General features: G+C 34.6%; 19 protein-coding genes. 16 read left to right on the top strand and 3 right to left on the bottom strand.

Annotated features, from left to right (window positions below; translation table 11 throughout):
- The first annotated feature begins 107 nt into the window (after positions 1 to 107).
- Both BQ7474_RS08650 and BQ7474_RS08645 read left to right on the top strand, forming a co-directional pair.
- The gene (locus BQ7474_RS08650; protein WP_073998832.1) at positions 108 to 1388 is read left to right on the top strand and encodes an L-cysteine desulfidase family protein; all 1281 of its coding nucleotides are present in this window, start codon (positions 108 to 110) and stop codon (positions 1386 to 1388) included.
- Between the two features lie 13 nt (positions 1389 to 1401).
- A complete protein-coding gene (locus BQ7474_RS08645; RefSeq protein WP_073998453.1) occupies positions 1402 to 2613 on the top strand; it encodes a dicarboxylate/amino acid:cation symporter in 1212 nt (403 codons plus the stop codon).
- Between the two features lie 120 nt (positions 2614 to 2733).
- Here BQ7474_RS08645 and BQ7474_RS08640 read toward each other — a convergent pair whose 3' ends face one another.
- On the bottom strand, positions 2734 to 4131 hold the full coding sequence (locus BQ7474_RS08640) for a radical SAM/SPASM domain-containing protein (protein ID WP_073998452.1): 1398 nt from the start codon (positions 4129 to 4131) through the stop codon (positions 2734 to 2736).
- A gap of 245 nt (positions 4132 to 4376) precedes the next feature.
- On the opposite strand from BQ7474_RS08640, the gene BQ7474_RS08635 reads away from it, so the two are divergent.
- The 9 genes from BQ7474_RS08635 (at position 4377) to BQ7474_RS08595 (ending at position 13273) form a co-directional block, all read left to right on the top strand.
- Positions 4377 to 5021, top strand: a complete 645-nt coding sequence (locus BQ7474_RS08635; protein ID WP_073998451.1) for a Crp/Fnr family transcriptional regulator — start codon at positions 4377 to 4379, stop codon at positions 5019 to 5021.
- 32 nt (positions 5022 to 5053) lie between these two features.
- Positions 5054 to 6526 (top strand): hypothetical protein, encoded by a 1473-nt coding sequence (locus tag BQ7474_RS08630; RefSeq protein WP_073998450.1) that lies wholly within the window; start codon positions 5054 to 5056, stop codon positions 6524 to 6526.
- A gap of 59 nt (positions 6527 to 6585) precedes the next feature.
- Positions 6586 to 7122: a DUF4367 domain-containing protein gene (locus tag BQ7474_RS08625; protein ID WP_073998449.1), complete on the top strand. Its 537-nt coding sequence runs from the start codon at positions 6586 to 6588 to the stop codon at positions 7120 to 7122.
- 60 nt (positions 7123 to 7182) lie between these two features.
- Positions 7183 to 7968, top strand: coding sequence for a putative ABC transporter permease (locus BQ7474_RS08620; protein WP_073998448.1), 786 nt, complete (start codon positions 7183 to 7185; stop codon positions 7966 to 7968).
- Positions 7969 to 7983: 15 nt separating this feature from the next.
- Positions 7984 to 8760 carry a putative ABC transporter permease gene (locus BQ7474_RS08615; RefSeq protein WP_073998447.1) on the top strand — a complete coding sequence of 259 codons (777 nt, stop codon included), beginning with the start codon at positions 7984 to 7986 and terminating at the stop codon, positions 8758 to 8760.
- Between the two features lie 70 nt (positions 8761 to 8830).
- On the top strand, positions 8831 to 9511 hold the full coding sequence (locus tag BQ7474_RS08610) for a response regulator transcription factor (protein WP_073998446.1): 681 nt from the start codon (positions 8831 to 8833) through the stop codon (positions 9509 to 9511).
- The gene (locus BQ7474_RS08605; RefSeq protein WP_073998831.1) at positions 9504 to 10451 is read left to right on the top strand and encodes a sensor histidine kinase; all 948 of its coding nucleotides are present in this window, start codon (positions 9504 to 9506) and stop codon (positions 10449 to 10451) included. Before BQ7474_RS08610 ends, BQ7474_RS08605 begins: the two co-directional genes overlap by 8 nt.
- 99 nt (positions 10452 to 10550) lie before the next feature.
- Positions 10551 to 11309: an ABC transporter ATP-binding protein gene (locus BQ7474_RS08600; protein ID WP_073998445.1), complete on the top strand. Its 759-nt coding sequence runs from the start codon at positions 10551 to 10553 to the stop codon at positions 11307 to 11309.
- On the top strand, positions 11306 to 13273 hold the full coding sequence (locus BQ7474_RS08595; protein ID WP_073998444.1) for an FtsX-like permease family protein: 1968 nt from the start codon (positions 11306 to 11308) through the stop codon (positions 13271 to 13273). The genes BQ7474_RS08600 and BQ7474_RS08595 overlap by 4 nt, the downstream gene beginning before the upstream one ends.
- A 35-nt stretch (positions 13274 to 13308) precedes the next feature.
- On the opposite strand, the gene BQ7474_RS08590 is transcribed toward BQ7474_RS08595, so the two are convergent.
- Both BQ7474_RS08590 and BQ7474_RS08585 read right to left on the bottom strand, forming a co-directional pair.
- The gene (locus BQ7474_RS08590; protein WP_328585404.1) at positions 13309 to 14043 is read right to left on the bottom strand and encodes an LrgB family protein; all 735 of its coding nucleotides are present in this window, start codon (positions 14041 to 14043) and stop codon (positions 13309 to 13311) included.
- Complete coding sequence (locus tag BQ7474_RS08585; protein ID WP_073998443.1) at positions 14015 to 14359, bottom strand: CidA/LrgA family protein; 345 nt, start codon at positions 14357 to 14359, stop codon at positions 14015 to 14017. Before BQ7474_RS08585 ends, BQ7474_RS08590 begins: the two co-directional genes overlap by 29 nt.
- Positions 14360 to 14729: 370 nt before the next feature.
- On the opposite strand from BQ7474_RS08585, the gene rpsJ reads away from it, so the two are divergent.
- From rpsJ to rplB, 5 genes are read left to right on the top strand one after another with little or no spacing between them, the layout of a single operon-like run.
- Positions 14730 to 15041, top strand: a complete 312-nt coding sequence (gene rpsJ, locus BQ7474_RS08580) for a 30S ribosomal protein S10 (RefSeq protein WP_044565289.1) — start codon at positions 14730 to 14732, stop codon at positions 15039 to 15041.
- Between the two features lie 56 nt (positions 15042 to 15097).
- The gene (rplC, locus tag BQ7474_RS08575) at positions 15098 to 15733 is read left to right on the top strand and encodes a 50S ribosomal protein L3 (protein WP_073998442.1); all 636 of its coding nucleotides are present in this window, start codon (positions 15098 to 15100) and stop codon (positions 15731 to 15733) included.
- 11 nt (positions 15734 to 15744) lie between these two features.
- Complete coding sequence (gene rplD / locus BQ7474_RS08570; RefSeq protein ID WP_073998441.1) at positions 15745 to 16368, top strand: 50S ribosomal protein L4; 624 nt, start codon at positions 15745 to 15747, stop codon at positions 16366 to 16368.
- Positions 16368 to 16661: a 50S ribosomal protein L23 gene (gene rplW / locus BQ7474_RS08565; protein WP_044565292.1), complete on the top strand. Its 294-nt coding sequence runs from the start codon at positions 16368 to 16370 to the stop codon at positions 16659 to 16661. The genes rplD and rplW overlap by 1 nt, the downstream gene beginning before the upstream one ends.
- Positions 16662 to 16672: 11 nt before the next feature.
- Positions 16673 to 17506 carry a 50S ribosomal protein L2 gene (gene rplB, locus BQ7474_RS08560; RefSeq protein WP_073998440.1) on the top strand — a complete coding sequence of 278 codons (834 nt, stop codon included), beginning with the start codon at positions 16673 to 16675 and terminating at the stop codon, positions 17504 to 17506.
- The last annotated feature ends 1 nt before the right edge of the window (position 17507 follow it).

The following is a 17507-nucleotide window of genomic DNA, read 5'->3' as shown; positions in this document are numbered from 1 at the left end:
CTGATTTTTTTAGAAAAATATAATACTTCGAATATCTTTATAATAACAATGAAATCGTTTGCAAAATCAAAAAAATTATATTATAATTTTTCTGGAGGATAATGAGTATGGATAAAAATTTGATAAATAAAGAACTTATCAATATTGTAAAAGAGGACTCGACTAAGGCAGTGGGATGCACTGAACCCGTTGCAGTTGCCTATGCGGCTAATGTTGGCTCAGAATATATTGATAAGTCAAATGTGGAAAAGATAGAAGTGCTTTGTAGCAAGAATATCTTTAAAAATGGCAAAGCTGTCAAAATCCCAAACACTGGAGATCATGGTTTGGATTTAGCAGCAAGCCTTGGTGTTTTTACAGAGAAGACAACTAGTCCACTTTTAGTTTTTTCAAAGCTAAGTGATGGTAATATAAAAAGAGCCAAAGACTTTGTCAAAGATGGGAAGGTCACAGTAAACTACATTGACGATGTTCCTGATGTTTATGTAGAACTTACAATATTTGCAGGAGAAGATAATGCTAAGGTGGTTCTATCCCATTCCCATTCAAACATTGTAAAAATCATCAAAAATGAGGAAGTCATATATGATAATCCAGTTGATGATGGCAAAGGAGATAAAGTTTCTATCAAAGATATGTCCTTTGAAGAGCTTGGACAAATTGTAAGGGACATGGACTATGATGATATTTCTTTTGTCCTAGAAGGAGTTGAGGTCAATCTCAATGCGGCCAATGAGGGCTTAGAGGGCTATGGTCTAAAACTTGGCAAGAAACTAAAAGAGCTAAAGGATGCCAAAATTTTGCCAGATAATTTTGTTACTGATACTAGAATACTCACTGCAGCTGCGGCTGATATGAGAATGGGCGGCGGAGCCCTTCCTATAATGACATCCGGTGGTTCTGGTAACCAAGGAGTGGGGGTAGTCTTACCTATATACATAGTTGCAAAAAGAGAAAATCTGGATGATGAAAGTCTTGCAAGAGGACTATTTTTTGCACATATTATTAACCGTTATGTTAAGGAATATTCTGGCAAACTCTCAGGCCTTTGTGGTTGTGCTATAGGAGCGGCAATAGGTGCTAGTGCAGGAATTGCTTTTATGTTAGGTGGTAGCGAAGAAGAGATAGAGGGTGCTTGTACAAATGTCTTTGCTAATCTCACAGGCATAGTCTGTGATGGGGCCAAAGAGTCTTGCTCGATGAAGCTATCAACTAGTGCAGAAGAATCTGTCATAGCAGCCTATCTTGCCCTAAATGGAGTAGTGACTGATGCGAATGTAGGCATAGTGGGTGATAGTATAGAAGAAACCATTATAAATATAGGTAAGTTATCCCACCTAGGTTTCTCCCAAACTGATAAAGTGATGCTAGATATAATAGATAAATAAAAGAGGTGAATTTATGAGCAAGAAAAAAATATTTGATAGTTTAATATTTAAACTAATTCTTGGTATTATTTTAGGAATAATTGTTGGAAATATAAGTAACGAGTCAGTTATAGTCATAATAAATACTATAAAAGCTGTTTTGGGTCAATTGATATTTTATGCAGTGCCAATCATTATCTTGGGCTTCATAACACCGGCTATTGTATCACTAAGTGAGGAAGCAGGAAGAGTGTTAACTATAACCCTAATCATTTGCTACATATCATCAGTTGGAGCTGCCCTATTCTCACTTGTAGTTGGAAGATCAGTGATTCCAAACCTACATATAGCATCGGAATTAGCCGAGCAAAAGGAAATTCCAGAATCAATCTTTGAACTTAGCATAGATCCACTAATGCCAGTAATGACAGCCCTAGTAACATCAGTTATCTTAGGACTTGGAGTAGTTTGGTCAAAGTCAGAAACTTGGATTAAGTTGTTAAAAGAAACTAATAACATTACTTTGGAAGTTGTAAATAGGATTATTATCAAAATCTTGCCACTATACATATTTACAACCTTTGCCGAACTTTCATATACAGGGATGATAAATAAGCAATTACCAGTTTTTATCAAGATAATATTTATAGTAATCATTATGCACTACATATGGCTTGCCTTGCTATATCTAATTGGTGGAGCTATATCAAAAACAAATCCAATGGAAGTACTCAAAAACTACGGACCGGCATATTTAACAGCCCTTGGTACCATGTCTTCAGCAGCAACCCTATCAGTTGCACTAAAGTCAGCCTCAAAGGCCAAGACCCTAGATTCTAAGATTAGAGACTTTGTCATACCACTTTGCTCAAACACCCACCTATGTGGATCAGTGCTTACAGAAACATTCTTTGTAATGGTCGTATCACAAATTCTATATGGCAAACTTCCAGAATTAAGTTCTATGATACTATTTGTTATTCTTTTGGGAATATTTGCTATAGGCGCACCTGGTGTACCAGGTGGTACAGTTATGGCTTCCCTTGGACTTATTATTTCTGTCCTTGGCTTTGATGATACAGGAACAGCTCTTATGCTTTCAATATTTGCTCTCCAAGACTCCTTTGGTACAGCTTGCAACGTCACAGGAGATGGAGCAATAGCCCTTATGGTTACAGGTTTGTTAAAGAGAGTCCCAGGCAGGGGAAACAACCCTCCTTATGTATACAAAGAAGAAGCTATCTAAAATATAGGAGACAAATTATAGTCATAAAGTAATTAGAAACTTATTATAAATCCAAAAAACAATAGCTCGGGCCTTAATAATGAGACTCGAGCTTATTTTAGTTTTTATCTTAATTTTATATTAAAGATGTTTTCTTTCTTCTTTTCTTATTTCCCAAATATCATCTGCTGTTTTGTTCCATTTTTTTGCATATGGTGCACATTTACCTTCTAGATCTTTTGGATCTTCTGGAGATATCAAATCAGTAGAGTGTGCATGTGTCTCATTGACCATTTTTGTAAGTTTTCCTGCATTTTCAAGCATTGGACATGGCTTAAACATATTGTCATTAAATGGTTGATTATCATGGTAGGCCATAAATAGTGGAGCTTGCAAAGCTTCTAGGATAGTATTATCCCTAATATTTGAATCTGAATAGTGGATAAATACGCAAGGCTCCATATCCCCTTGAGAATTAATGTGTAGGTAGTTTTTGCCACCGGCTATACAACCGTTTATAAATTCACCATCATTTTGGAAATCTATGGCATAAATTTTGTGAGGACTAGATCCAGATCTAATCTCTCTAATTCTCTTTAATATATATTTTCTTTGGTCTGGGCTTGGTAAAAGTGATACATCAGCATCATTGCCAACAGGCATGTAATGGAAAAACCAAGCCAGTTTACAACCATGATCTATCATATTTGCTATAAATTCATCTGAAGTAACCTGTAAGTAGTTCTTTGATGTGTAGCAAACAGAAACACCGTAGAGAAGTTTGTGTTTTTTAAGAGTCTCCATAGCGTTAATAACCTTGCTATAAACTCCATCACCCCTTCTAAAGTCGGTAGATTCTTCTGTTCCCTCTACAGATAGGGCAAAGGAAATATTACCAGCCTTAGCAACTTCCTCGCAAAATTCATCGTCAATTAGTGTGCCGTTTGTGAAGATATGAAAGGCAGAATCATTAAATTCATTGGCCAATTTGATTATATCTTTTTTTCTTACTAGAGGTTCTCCACCTGTTAGTAAGAAGAAATAACAACCCATTTCATTGCCTTGTCTTACTATACTTTGCATCTCTTCATAAGAAAGATTGTTTTTGTGGCCGTATTCTGCAGCCCAGCAACCAGTACAAGCTAGGTTACAAGCTGAGGTAGGGTCAAATAATATTGTCCAAGGAATATTGCAATTGTATCCTTTTTGCAATTTATTTCTCTTGGAGTTACCCTTATAGACAGCGTTGTAGGCTACTGTCATTATAAACTGTTTTAGGACATTGTCGTCAATGTCATTTACTATATCTTCTGCAAATGAAGCCCATTTTGATGATGGGTCAGCAAATTCTCCTCTGATTCTGTCAAGAGCGTGCTTGGCACTGTTTTCTTCAGCATCCTTTGGCATTATATACTTATCCATTATGGCAGTGATATCTTCCATACCTTTTACTGGATCTTTTTTTATCTTCTTTAGTGCTATATCAATAGATTTTGAAAAAGCTAGCTTAGTTGTTTTATCTTTTAATGTTTCCTCCATATTATAATCCTTTCCTATACTAAGACTATACTTAATATATTATATAAAACATAACTAATACAATAAAAAAATTTAAGATAAAAATATCTATAAATATAGTATATGAGATTGATAACAAAATTTCAAGTTAATTTAGCTTGATTTTCAAAATATTTAAATAATAAATTGCTACTAGTTAAAGAAAGATATTTAATCAAAATTTGTAAAAATAGCATCTATTTTTTATAATAAAGATGAGGTGAATTATGGATTTAAGACAAATTTCTATGTTTAAAGATTTAAGTGCCCAAGATTTAAAATCAATAGAAGAAAGAAATATCATAGAAGAAAAGATATATCAAAAAGAAGACCATATTTTTAGAGTTGGGGATGTTACAGGAGATGCCTATTATCTTATAGAAGGTAGTATTTTGGTTTATAAAATTGATTCTAATGGCAAGAGATTTATAATAAAAAAGATTCAAAAGCCAGGAGTTTTTGGGGAAGTCTACTCATATCTCAAAGAAGGCTTTGACTTTTCTGCCCAAGCAGAAGTTCCTAGTAAAATACTTGTAATTCACGATTTTGCATCTATTTTTTCCTATGGATCAAAAGAATTTTTGAAATCGTATATAGATATGCTTTCAAGAAAATGTCTAGAATTATCAAGGACAAATCAAATCACTTCCCAAGCAAGTCTACGCCAAAAAGTAAGCAAGTACCTATTGCTAAATCAAGAAAACTCTATGGTAAAGGTAAATCTTTCTAGGGAAGAGTGGGCGGATATTCTAGTTACTACAAGGCCATCCCTTTCTCGTGAACTTTCAAATATGGTAGATGATGGCTTGATAGAAGTCGAAAACAAGACAATCAAGATTACAAATCTATCACAAATGGCTGATCTTATCTAGAATAGGGTATCAGTAAATATAAGGAGAGTGCTATGGATTTAAGTGAAAAATATGAATACGATGATATTAGTAAGTCAGATTTGCAAAAGCGTCTTGCAAGGCTGATGAGAATTTGTGAAAATTTGGAGATTCCTGTCTTAGTCATGGTGGATGGTTTTGAATCTTCCGGCAAGGGTCATGTAATAAACGACTTAAGCGAGGAATTGAACCCTAAGTATTTTGATGTAGAAGTTTTTGAAAAAGATGAAGAATACGATAAAAAGTTTCCTTTTGCAAAGAGATTTTTTACTAATACCCCAAAAAAGGGTCATGTTAAAATATTTGATAGGTCTTTTTATTATAAGCTATTTGATGATATTAAAATTAGCGAAAAAGACTTGGAAAAGAATATAAAATCCCTAGAAAAAATAGAAAAAATGCTCTACGATGATGAGACAATCATTATCAAGTTTTTCTTAAATGTGAGCGAAAAAGAGCAAAGAAAACGTATAGAGCAAATGAAGGATAGTAAACAAAAGAGTTTCTATCTAACCAAGTCTGACACAGATCAGAATAAAAATTATAAAAAATATAAAAAACACTTTGAGAATGTATTGGAAAAGACAAACTTTGACTTTAGTCCTTGGACTATAATTGATAGCGATGACTTGAAAAAAGCTTCAAAGACTATGCTCTATCAAATGCTTGAGATGCTAACAATTGGCATAGAGAGAGTATCCACACAAAAAATGGACAATAAAAATACAGAAAGATTTATCGAAGATCAAAACTCGATTATTGAAAAATTGGACCTAGATAAGAGCATATCTAAAGATGAATATAAAGAGAAAAAGGATAAGCTCCAAAAAGAAGTTAGAGATGTAATATTTGAGCTTTATGAAGCTGGTGTATCAACAGTTTTGGTATTTGAAGGTGTGGATGCAGCTGGCAAAGATGGGGCTATAGAAAGACTTGTCAAAAAAGTCGACCCAAGATTATATACAGTAAACGCAATATCAGCTCCAAGCAAGGAAGAGCTTGACCACCATTATTTGTGGAGATTTTATGATAAACTTCCTGAAGACGGATATGTCGGAATTTTCTCTAGATCTTGGTATGGCAGAGTTATGGTAGAAAGAGTAGAAGGCTTTGCTACTACCAGACAATGGTCAAGGTCCTACGATGAGATCAAAGAATTCGAAAAAGAGATTGCTAATCACGGAACTTTAGTAATGAAATTTTTTGTAGTTATAGATAAGGATGAGCAATACCAAAGATTTATGGATAGGGTTAATAATCCAGACAAAAATTATAAAATAACAGACGAAGATTGGCGTAATCGCAACAAGTGGGATCAATATATTGAAGCTATGGATGAGATGCTCTACCGCACTGATTTTGACTTCGCACCTTGGATAATAGTTGAGGGCAACGATAAGCCTTACGCAAGGATAAAAGTTATGGAAGAGTTCTTGGATAAGGAAAAGGCACATCTTAAGGAGATTGCAAAGAATAATAATAAATAATTTTTTATTTTCTTAAGTATTGTAGTATAATTAACACTGTAATATTTTAAGGAGATAAGATGAAGAATACGAGATATTTAAAATTAGTATTAATTTTAGCTTTAGCAACACCATTATCTGCTTGTGGTAATAAGGCAGAAACCACAGAAGAAAAACCAGCTCAAGAGGCAAGTGAAGAAATAAAAGAAGCTAAGGAAGATGGAGACCTAGCAGTAGAGCCGGACCCTGCAAATGAGATTGACAATAAGGATTCTGGAGAAAAAGGCATCTATGACTTAGAATTTTCATACCTACCAGAAGGTTTTGGTGAAAATTTCAAAGATGAAAAAAATGATTTGCTTACAGTTGAATATGGCGCTCCAAAAAATCCAGCCCAAAAAATCACCGTTCAAATCTCAAATAACGAAGAGAGAATGGCTGAACTTGTAAATGTTCCAGAAGATGCAGAAGATATCACAATTGGCGAAAACACTGGCAAATACTGGGATGATGGATCATTTAACTACATCTTTATTAAAAATGGCCAAAACGAGATTTACGCTAGATCTACTCTTGAAAAAGAGGAAGCTGTGAAAGTTGTTGAAGGTATAAAATAAGTTTTGTAAATGAGCTTCTGAGATATTTTTCTTGGGAGCTTATTTTTTTAAGGAAGAATTATGCAATATTACATAAGTTATTTTTTTATTTATGCAGTAATTGGATGGATATTGGAAGTTTCATTTCATGTAATAAGCCAAGGCAAATTTATTAATAGGGGCTTTCTAAATGGCCCATACTGCCCGATTTATGGCTTTGGAGCCTTGGCAGTGGTCATAATATTGGGAGATTTGGGCAATTCCAACAAGTTATACATACTTTTTATGTCAGCCATAGTTGCTAGTGTTTTGGAACTTATTACAGGAATTATTCTAGAGAAAATCTTCCACAAGAGACGGTGGGACTACAGGTCTTACAAGTTTAATATAGGCGGATATATTTGTGCTGAATTTTCTTTAGTATGGGGAGCAGTTTGTTATATACTCTATGAAGCTATCCATCCTATGATAAGAAAAGCTATCAATCTTTTACCAATCAAAGCTATAATAACTCTAAATATCATAATGGGACTAATATTTGTAGTGGATTTAATTGCAACCATTATTACCTTGATGGGCCTAAGCGAGAAATTTAAGCTAATTGAAGACCAATCAAAGGATATAAGAAAAGTCTCAGATGGTATTGGCCAAAAAGTTGCTGATAGGACCTTTGAGGCCTTAGATAGGAAAAAGGAAATTGAAAAATCTAAGATAGGCAAAGAATTTGACCAAAGAAGTGCTGAATTTAAAGAGTTTTTTGACAGATTTGGAGAAAAGAGAATCCTGCGCGCTTTCCCTAACCTATCAGAGGACCTGGAAGAGAAATGGGCAAGGATTGATATCATCAAAAAGAAAAGACACAAATGATTTTGAGGTGGACATATGACAAAAGTTTATATAATATATTTTTTCATCTACGCTATAGTAGGATGGATCTTGGAAGTCTCCTACAATGGCATCAGAGCTGGCAAATACATCAACTGTGGAGTTTTGAATGGTCCCTGGTGCCCAATCTATGGTTTTGCTGCCGTTTCCATAATATTGCTCTTAAACATGGTCGATACGGAGAATAAAATATTTCTATTTTTCGCATCGATGATAATCGCATCAATAATAGAGCTAATTACAGGATTTATCCTAGAAAAGATATTTCATAAGAAATGGTGGGACTATTCGGATAAGAAATTTAACATTGGTGGCCATATTTGTGCGGAGTATTCCTTACTATGGGGAGCCCTATGCTTTATCCTCTACGAAGCCATTCACCCAATGATTAGATCTATGGTCTTTGCTATGCCTTATAAGCTTGTACTTGGTGTAAATATAGTAGTTGCAATTCTATTTGCCATAGACACAATAGCAAGTTTTAACACAATTATAGGAATCAACAAGAAATTTAAGCAAATAGAAAGATCATCAGAAAAACTTGGTGAGCTTACTAGCGAAATTGGGGAGAAAATTGCTGATAGGGGCATAGAAACAGCAGAAAAAACAAGCGAAAAACGCAAAGAGTTCGACCAAAGAATTGCCGAGTTTAAAGCGATTTTTGAAAAGAAAAGCGAGAGAAGAATACTAAAGGCCTTCCCAAATCTAATCCGTGACTTGGATGATAGGTCTTATGATTTCTCTGACATAAAACAAAAAATAAAAGAAAGATAGAATGGGCCGCCTTCCAGGCGGTTTTATTTTGCCGATTTTGCCTTATAATTATAGTAGAAAGTAGGTTTTTATGGTTAAAATTTATATAGTTGAAGATGACGAAGTTATATTAAAATCTTTGGGGAAATTTTTGAAATCATGGTCTTATGAAGTTTTTTCACCAGATGACTTTTCCTCTGTTTATGAAAATTTTCTAGATATCAATCCGGACTTGGTCTTACTAGATGTGTCCCTTCCATTTTTTAATGGCTATTATTGGTGTGAGAAGATTAGGTCTTCATCAAATGTGCCAATAATTTTCATTTCTTCTGCAGATGAAAATCTAAACAAGATTATGGCTATGAATATGGGAGCAGATGATTACATAACTAAGCCCTTTGACTTGGACGTCCTCCTTGCAAAGATAAAGGCTGTGCTAAGGCGATCTTACCAATACAGGGAAACTGTTAGCAAGCTTTCCTATAAAGATATAGAAATTGACAGAAACAGGATGGTATTAAGCTTTGCTGGCAATGATTTGGTCTTATCAAAAAATGAATATTTGATACTAGAGATGATGTTCGAATATCCAGAAAAAGTCTACAAGAGAGAAGAAATAATGGATAAGATTTGGCAAACAGACGAATTTATTGACGATAATACTTTGACTGTCAATATAATGAGACTTAGAAAAAAACTAGAAGACATGGGTCTTGGCGATTTGATAAAGACCAAGAAAAAGGTGGGTTATTACATTGAAAGAGATGTCTAAATTTATTAGAATTAAGGCCCATAGCCTGGTGATTTTCATAATCTTTTTTGTCTTGATGATCTTTAGCATATCCTTTGGCATAGACAGAAACTATATTTATTACATTTTGATACTAGCCACGTTTTTCTTTGTGTTAAGTCTTGTAATTTCTTATATAAAATTTAAGAAAGCTTACAAGGAAATAACTATGTGGACCAACGACTTTTCATCTAGTCCAAACTTTTTAATAGAAAAAAGCAAAATATATGAGAACATTATGACTATCTATGAGAAAAATAAGGACATGGAAAATTCTTTTGAAGATAAGATGAGAGTTTTCAAGGAATATGTTAGTATGTGGGCCCATCAAATCAAAACCCCACTTTTTTCTCTGGACTTGATACTAAATGACGATCCCATAGATGACCATGCGGCCAAGGCTGAGCTTTTTGCCATAGAAGAATATATAGAAACTCTCCTATCATATACACGCTTGGAGTCTCTTTCTACAGACTTTGTCTTTGAGGAAGCCTCACTTGATGAGCTTATAAGTTCATCTATCAAAAAATACTCCAAAGTTTTCATAAGAAAGAAAAACAAGGTGGACTTTAAGCCAACAGGTATTATGCTTACAACGGATAAAAAATGGTTTGCCTTTATCCTAGATCAGATTTTGTCAAACTCAAACAAGTACACCCAAGATGGGACAATTTCTTTTTATATGGAAGGTGAGAAGCTGATAATCGAAGATACCGGCATTGGAATAAGAGAGGAAGATTTGCCTAGGATTTTTGACAAATCATACACTGGTTACAATGGCAGAATTTACAAAAAATCGACAGGCATCGGCCTAAGTCTGGTAAAAGCTGCTAGTGAAAATTTGGCTATAGATGTATCTATAGAGTCAAAGCTTACTGAGGGAACAAAAGTTATATTTGATCTAAAAAATGTCCTAAACTAACATATTGTCACATTAATCTTATAAGTGTTATTTTAATGCAAGGATTTTTTCTCTTTTCTGTTGTAATATAGAGAAAAGATAAGAAAGGAAAGTGAAAATATGTTATTAAAAGTATCAAATTTAGAAAAAATATACAAGTCAAGATTATCAACAAACCAAGTTCACGCTTTAAACAATGTGAATTTTTCAGTAGAAGAGGGCGAATATATTGCAATCATGGGGGAGTCCGGTTCAGGAAAAACTACCTTGCTTAACCTGTTAGCTCTATTAGACAAGCCTAGCAAAGGGAAAATAATACTAGAAGACAAGGATCTATCGACCATAAGTGATTCTGAGATTTCAAAATTTAGACGTGACCACCTAGGCTTTGTATTCCAAGATTTCAATCTTTTGGATACCCTTACATTAAAAGAAAACATCCTCTTACCCCTAATACTTGCAGAAGATGATCCCAAAACTTTTGATCAGAAGCTTCTAGAAGTGACAAAGCCTCTAAGGATATATGAATTATTAAACAAATATCCTTATGAAGTTTCTGGTGGACAAAAGCAAAGATGTGCTGTAGCAAGAGCCCTTATCACCAATCCCAAATTGCTCCTAGCAGACGAGCCAACAGGCGCCTTGGATTCTAACTCTTCTAGGGAATTGATGGAAGTTTTCAAAGAGTTAAACAAGAACGGTCAAACCGTAATAATGGTAACCCATTCCATCCAAGCAGCATCAGGAGCAAGGAGGGTTTTGTTTATCAAAGACGGCAAGATCTTCCACGAACTTTATAACTCTGGTTTTTCTGACTATGAGATGAGCCAGAAGATAGCCGACACTATGCAAATGCTCCAAAGAGGTGATATAAGATGAATTCCCTATATCATAGACTTGCCATAGATGGGATAAAAAGGCACAAGAGACTTTACTACCCTTTTGTGGGAACCACAGTATTTTTTATAGTTTTGATTGGCTTGTGCTTATCCATTAAATACGATCCTATAACGACTACATTTTTTGGTAAAACTACTATAATAACATTGATGAAGCTTGGATCTATAATATTATCCATCTTTGCTATTTTAACTATTTCTACAAATTATATATTCATACAGAAAAATAAATCTGAAGAATTGGGTCTATACTTGATGCTGGGCATGGAAAAAAAGCACCTCATAAGGATATATGTAAATGAACTATTGTATTTGTTTTTTAAATCAATAGTTCTTGGGACCATAATTTCAGCTATTATCTATAAGCTGGTTTTATCAGGCTTTATAAATCTTGCTAACATTGACTATAATGTCTTAGATAGTGGAGTTTTGCCTGCAATAAAGCCCTTGTTAATAACAATATTTATATTTTTTGTAATATTTATGCTGCTATTGATCCAACAAATTGTCAAAAATAGGAACTATACACCTCTTGACTATATTGGAGAATCAAAGGCTGGACAAAAAGCTCCAAGAAACCCTATAGCCATTGGTATATTTGGAATTTTGTGCATAGGAGCAGGCTATTATATAAGCCTTACAACCCAAAACCCTATGCAAGCCTTTAAGTTGTTTTTCTTTGCAGTTCTTCTTGTAATAATCGGAACATATGCCGCCTTTACTGTAATTGTTTCTGGCATTTTGAAACTTTTACAAAAGAAAAAAAGCTTCTACTACAAAAAAGAAAACTTTACTGCTGTTTCTGGTTTAATCTATAGGGTTAGAAACAGTGCCAAGACCCTTGCAAGTATAGCAATCCTATCAACTATGGTAATTATTGTCCTTACTTCTGGTTTTTCCCTATATTTTGGCATAGGCGAAGTCCAAGATAGTCTATTTCCAACAGACTACAGCATGTCTTTTCCAGCAAATGATTATGATGTTTCCTACTTTGAAAAATTGATAGATGATATTCTAAAAGAAAACAATAAAAATGGAAAAATCTATTCTTATAAGAGCAATTTCTTACCTGTAAGTAGAGATGGTAGCAAGATTAATCATGTAGACAATGACCCTGGCTTTGCTTGGGATGAAGATGTTGATGGGATCCATACATTTTTGGATGAAAAACCCACCTATGATTTTGGGGAATATGATGCAATATTATTTGCCAAAGATGATCATACCGATATCAGCAAAATTGGAGATATGGACCTAAAAGTTAAGAAGGAAAAAAGAGAAAATTATCCAATTACTTTTGCCGTAGCTGATATTACAATGACCAATAAAGATATGCTAGTATTCAAGGATCCAGAAAAATATAACAGAGTTAAAGAGACTCTTGCCTTGGATGATAATGGGGGCTATGAACCTAATTGGCATATTAACTTTGATGTAGATGGTCCATACGATCCAAAATTAATAGAAATCTTACGTGACAAACTAATGGATGAATTTAGCGACAGTTGGTTTAGCATAAATGATGACATAAGTAGTAGGAAGGAATTCATGGCCATTTATGCAGGAATATTTTTTGTAGGAATTATCCTTGGCTTAGGATTTATTGTATCGACAGTACTTGCCATATACTACAAGCAGCTTTCAGAAGGTATAGAAGATAAAAATAGATTTAAGACCATGCGCCAACTTGGTATGACTGACAAGGAAGCCAAAAAATCTATATCAAAGCAAATGGGTCTGGTGTTTTTCTTACCACTAATATTTGCCTTTGCCCACTCCCTATTTGCCATACCAATAATTACCAAATTCTTGGAATTATTAAGCCTGTCAAACACAAGCCTATACATGATATGCCTAGTATCAGTATTTGCCTTCTATATAGTATTTTATTTTGTGACTTTCAAGTTAACAGAAAAAACCTACAACAATATAGTATTAGACTAATAAAAAGCCTGCAAGGACTCTTTTCTTGCAGGTTTTTAGCTTATTATGTTTGTGATAAAGACCATTAGAGGCATTAGGATTACTGTTACAATGCCTGCTACAGCTATTGATAGGCCACTCATGGCTCCTTGGACTTCTCCCATATCACGGGCTTTGGTTGTTCCTAGGGCGTGGGCAACTGTGCCTATGCCAACTCCTTGGGCTACTGGATCTGTGATTTTGAATACTTTAATTATAATTGGGGCTATTATGATGCCTACAATTCCTCGGATTATAACAGCTATAGCACTTAGGGCTACTATGCCTCCGTATTCCTCAGATAAACCTATGGCTATGGCTGTGGTTACGGATTTTGGCAAGAGTGTTACAGTCATTACAAATTCTACTCCAAAAATTTTAGCAAGAATTACTGTAAGAAACATGGAGATAAAACTTCCGCCTATGATTCCAATCATTATAGCCTTGAAATTCTCTTTTAATATATCAATATTTTCATAAAGACTAACTACTAGAGCTACAGTTGCAGGTCCTATGAAAAAGGAAATGATTGATCCTCCCATGTTATAATCTGCGTAATGGATGCCAGCCAATGATAAAATGGCAGATATGGTAACGATGGATAGAAGCAGTGGGTTAAAGATAGCTTTCAAAATCACATTATTAATTTTCGCATTTAATTTTTTGCTAGCTTCAAAGACTACAAATGATAAAATTATTCCAAAATATGAATTAGCAAATATATTATTTTCCTTTTTGTACGATTGATACAAGCTTCATACTAACTATCATGGCTATGCTAGCTGTTATAAAAGTGATTGCAAACATTGCAAGGAAATTTTGCCTAAATAAGTCAAAATTTTCTATGATGCCAACTCCAGCTGGGACAAAGAGGAAACTCATATTCTCAAGAATGGTCTCTGAGGCTTTTTTGACATCTGATGTTTTTAGGGCCTTGGTCAAAAACAAGATAAAAAGTATAACCATGCCATAAATTGTTTCTGGTATTGGCAGGGGTAATATTGCTTTTAAGACACTACCAGCAAAGAGGGCAGCTATCAAAATTGCAAATTGTTCTAAAAAATTCATATAAACTCCTTTTTCTTACATTTATATATAATATAAGCTAATTAGATTTTAACATTATTTTTTGCCTTGACAAGTAAAAAATCCCTAGTATATTTAAAAGCAACTGGCAAAAGGCTGATTATTAAGCTTTTAAGTTAATTTTTATATATTATCATAAATTTATCTAAAATTATGTAAAAATTAATAATTAAGGCTTGATTTTATAAGTCTTTTGTTGTATTATTATATGGTGCTTTGAAGCAAGATGTTGCTTGGTTTGTAGGCCGCAAGCTAAGGGAACTCTTGACCAGCAAGTTTGAAAATATATTTCAAGCGCTTTCCAAAAAAATATCAAACGCCCGGAAGCGTGGCAAAGAAAGAGAGAGGAAAAATGGCTAATCAACAAAAGATCAGAATTAGACTTAGAGCTTACGATCACGAAGTAATCGATAGCTCAGCAGAGAAAATCGTAGAAGCGGTTAAAAGAAGCGGAGCAGAAGTATCTGGACCAATCCCACTTCCAACAGAAGTAGAAAAGATCACAATCTTAAGAGCGGTTCACAAATACAAAGACTCTAGAGAACAGTTTGAACAAAGAACACACAAAAGATTAATCGATATCATCAACCCAAATGCAAAAACACTTGATGCACTTAAGAAACTAAACTTACCTGCAGGTGTTGATATCGAGATTAAGTTATAATAACTGTAATTAGAATGATTGGATATTCAATCCGCTGTAATTAAGGAGGTACTCGAATGAAGAGTATATTTACAACAAAAGTAGGCATGACTCAAGTCATCGACGAAGATGGAGCTGTTACTCCAGTTACTGTTCTAAAAGCTGATGAGAATGTAGTTGTACAAGTAAAAACAGATGAAACCGATGGTTACAACGCAGCTCAAATTGGCTACATAGACAAAAAAGAAAAGAATGTTAAAAAGCCACAAAGAGGACATTTTGACAAAGCAGGCGCATCTTACAAAAGACACCTTAAAGAAATCAACTTCGGAAATGAAGCGGTTGAGCTTAAAGCAGGTGACACACTAAGCGTTGATATCTTTGAAGAAGGCGAAGTAGTAGACGTTGTTGCAACAAGCAAGGGTAAGGGAACTCAAGGTGCAATAAAGAGATGGAACTATGGTAGAGGTCCAGTATCTCACGGTTCTAAATCACACAGAGTTGCTGGTGCTCGTGCAGCAGGTTCAGATCCAGCTAGAGTATTCAAAGGTAGAAAAGGTTCAGGAAAAATGGGAAATGAACGCGTAACAATCCAAAACCTAAAAGTGGTTAAGGTTAATGCTGATGACTCATACATCCTAGTTAAAGGTGCGGTTCCAGGACCTAAAGGCGGCGTGGTAGAAGTTAAACAAGCTGTCAAAGGCCAAAACTAAGGAGGACAGTAATGCCTAAAGTTAACGTTTTAAACATTAAAGGAGAAAATGTTGGCGAAATCGAGTTAAACGAAACTCTATTTGCAACAAATATCAGCAAGCAAGCTGTTTATGAAGTTGTAAAAAACCAACTAGCTAATAAAAGACAAGGTACACAATCTGCTAAAACACGTGCTGAAGTTCGTGGTGGTGGACGTAAACCATTTAGACAAAAGGGAACAGGTAGAGCTCGTCAAGGTTCTATAAGAGCTCCACACTACACAGGTGGTGGTGTTGTATTTGCTCCAAAGCCAAGAGATTATAGCTACAAAGTTCCAAAGAAACTTAGACGTAAAGCACTTTATTCAGTACTAACAAGCAAAGTTAACGAAAATGAACTAGTAGTACTTGATGAATTAAAGATGGATACATTTAAAACAAAAGAAGCAGCAAACATCCTAAATACAATAGATGCTGGTAAAAAAGCATATGTTGTTACAGCTGAAAATGACAATGTAGTATATAGATCATTTAGAAATATCGAAGGCGTAGATGTAGCTCCTGCAAACTTGATAAATGTATATGACCTTATAAGACATAACAAGTTAGTGATAACAAAAGATGCTATTGCTAAACTTGAGGAGGTATTTATCTAATGAAATCACCTTATGAAGTAATCAAAAGACCAATTATAACAGAAAAAAGCATGGGAATGCTTGATGAAAACAAATACACTTTTGAAGTAGATAAAAATGCTAACAAACCAGAAATAAAAGCTGCTATCGAAGCTATATTTGACGGTGTAAAAGTCAAAAAAGTTAGAACCATGAACTATGAAGGTAAAAAAGTTAGAACAAAATATGGTTATGGTAAAAGAGCAGACTGGAAGAAAGCTATCGTAACACTAACAGATGATAGCCAAGAAATCGAATACTTCGAAGGTTTATAAGGAGGATTTAAATGCCTATAAGAAAATTAAAACCAACCTCAAACGGCCATAGAAATATGTCTGTTTCTACATTCGAAGAAATTACTACAAACAAACCAGAAAAATCACTTCTAACTGACCTAAAATCAAAAGGTGGTAGAAACAACACAGGTAGAACCACAGTAAGATTTAGAGGTGGTGGAGTAAAAAGAAAATATAGAATAATCGACTTTAAGAGAAATAAAGACGGTATCCCAGCAAGAGTAAAGACAATTGAATACGATCCAAACAGATCTGCAAACATTGCTCTACTTGCTTATGCTGATGGTGAAAAAAGATATATCCTAGCTCCAAGAGGACTTAAAGTTGGAGATGAAATACTTTCAGGATCAGAAGCTGATATCAAACCAGGTAATGCACTTGAACTTAAAGATATCCCAGTTGGTACAACAGTACACAACATCGAATTACGCCAAGGTCAAGGAGGAATCCTTGTAAGAAGTGCCGGAGTTGGAGCACAACTTATGGCTAAAGAAGGTAAATTTGCAACACTAAGATTACCTTCAGGTGAAACAAGACTAATACATCTAAACTGCAAGGCAACAATTGGTATAGTAGGTAACCAAGAACACGAATTAGTAAGACTTGGTAAAGCTGGTAAATCTAGATACCTAGGAAGAAGACCTCACGTTCGTGGTTCTGCAATGAACCCAGTAGATCACCCACACGGTGGTGGTGAAGGTAGAGCACCAGTTGGTCGTCCAGCACCAATGACACCATGGGGCCAAAAAGCTATCGGTGTTAAAACACGTAATAAGAAAAAAGCTTCTAATCAATATATCGTAAGAAGAAGAGACGAAAAATAGG

This window comes from Anaerococcus urinomassiliensis (assembly GCF_900128425.1).
Lineage (GTDB): Bacteria > Bacillota > Clostridia > Tissierellales > Peptoniphilaceae > Anaerococcus > Anaerococcus urinomassiliensis.
This window is presented reverse-complemented; position numbering and strand designations above follow the sequence as displayed.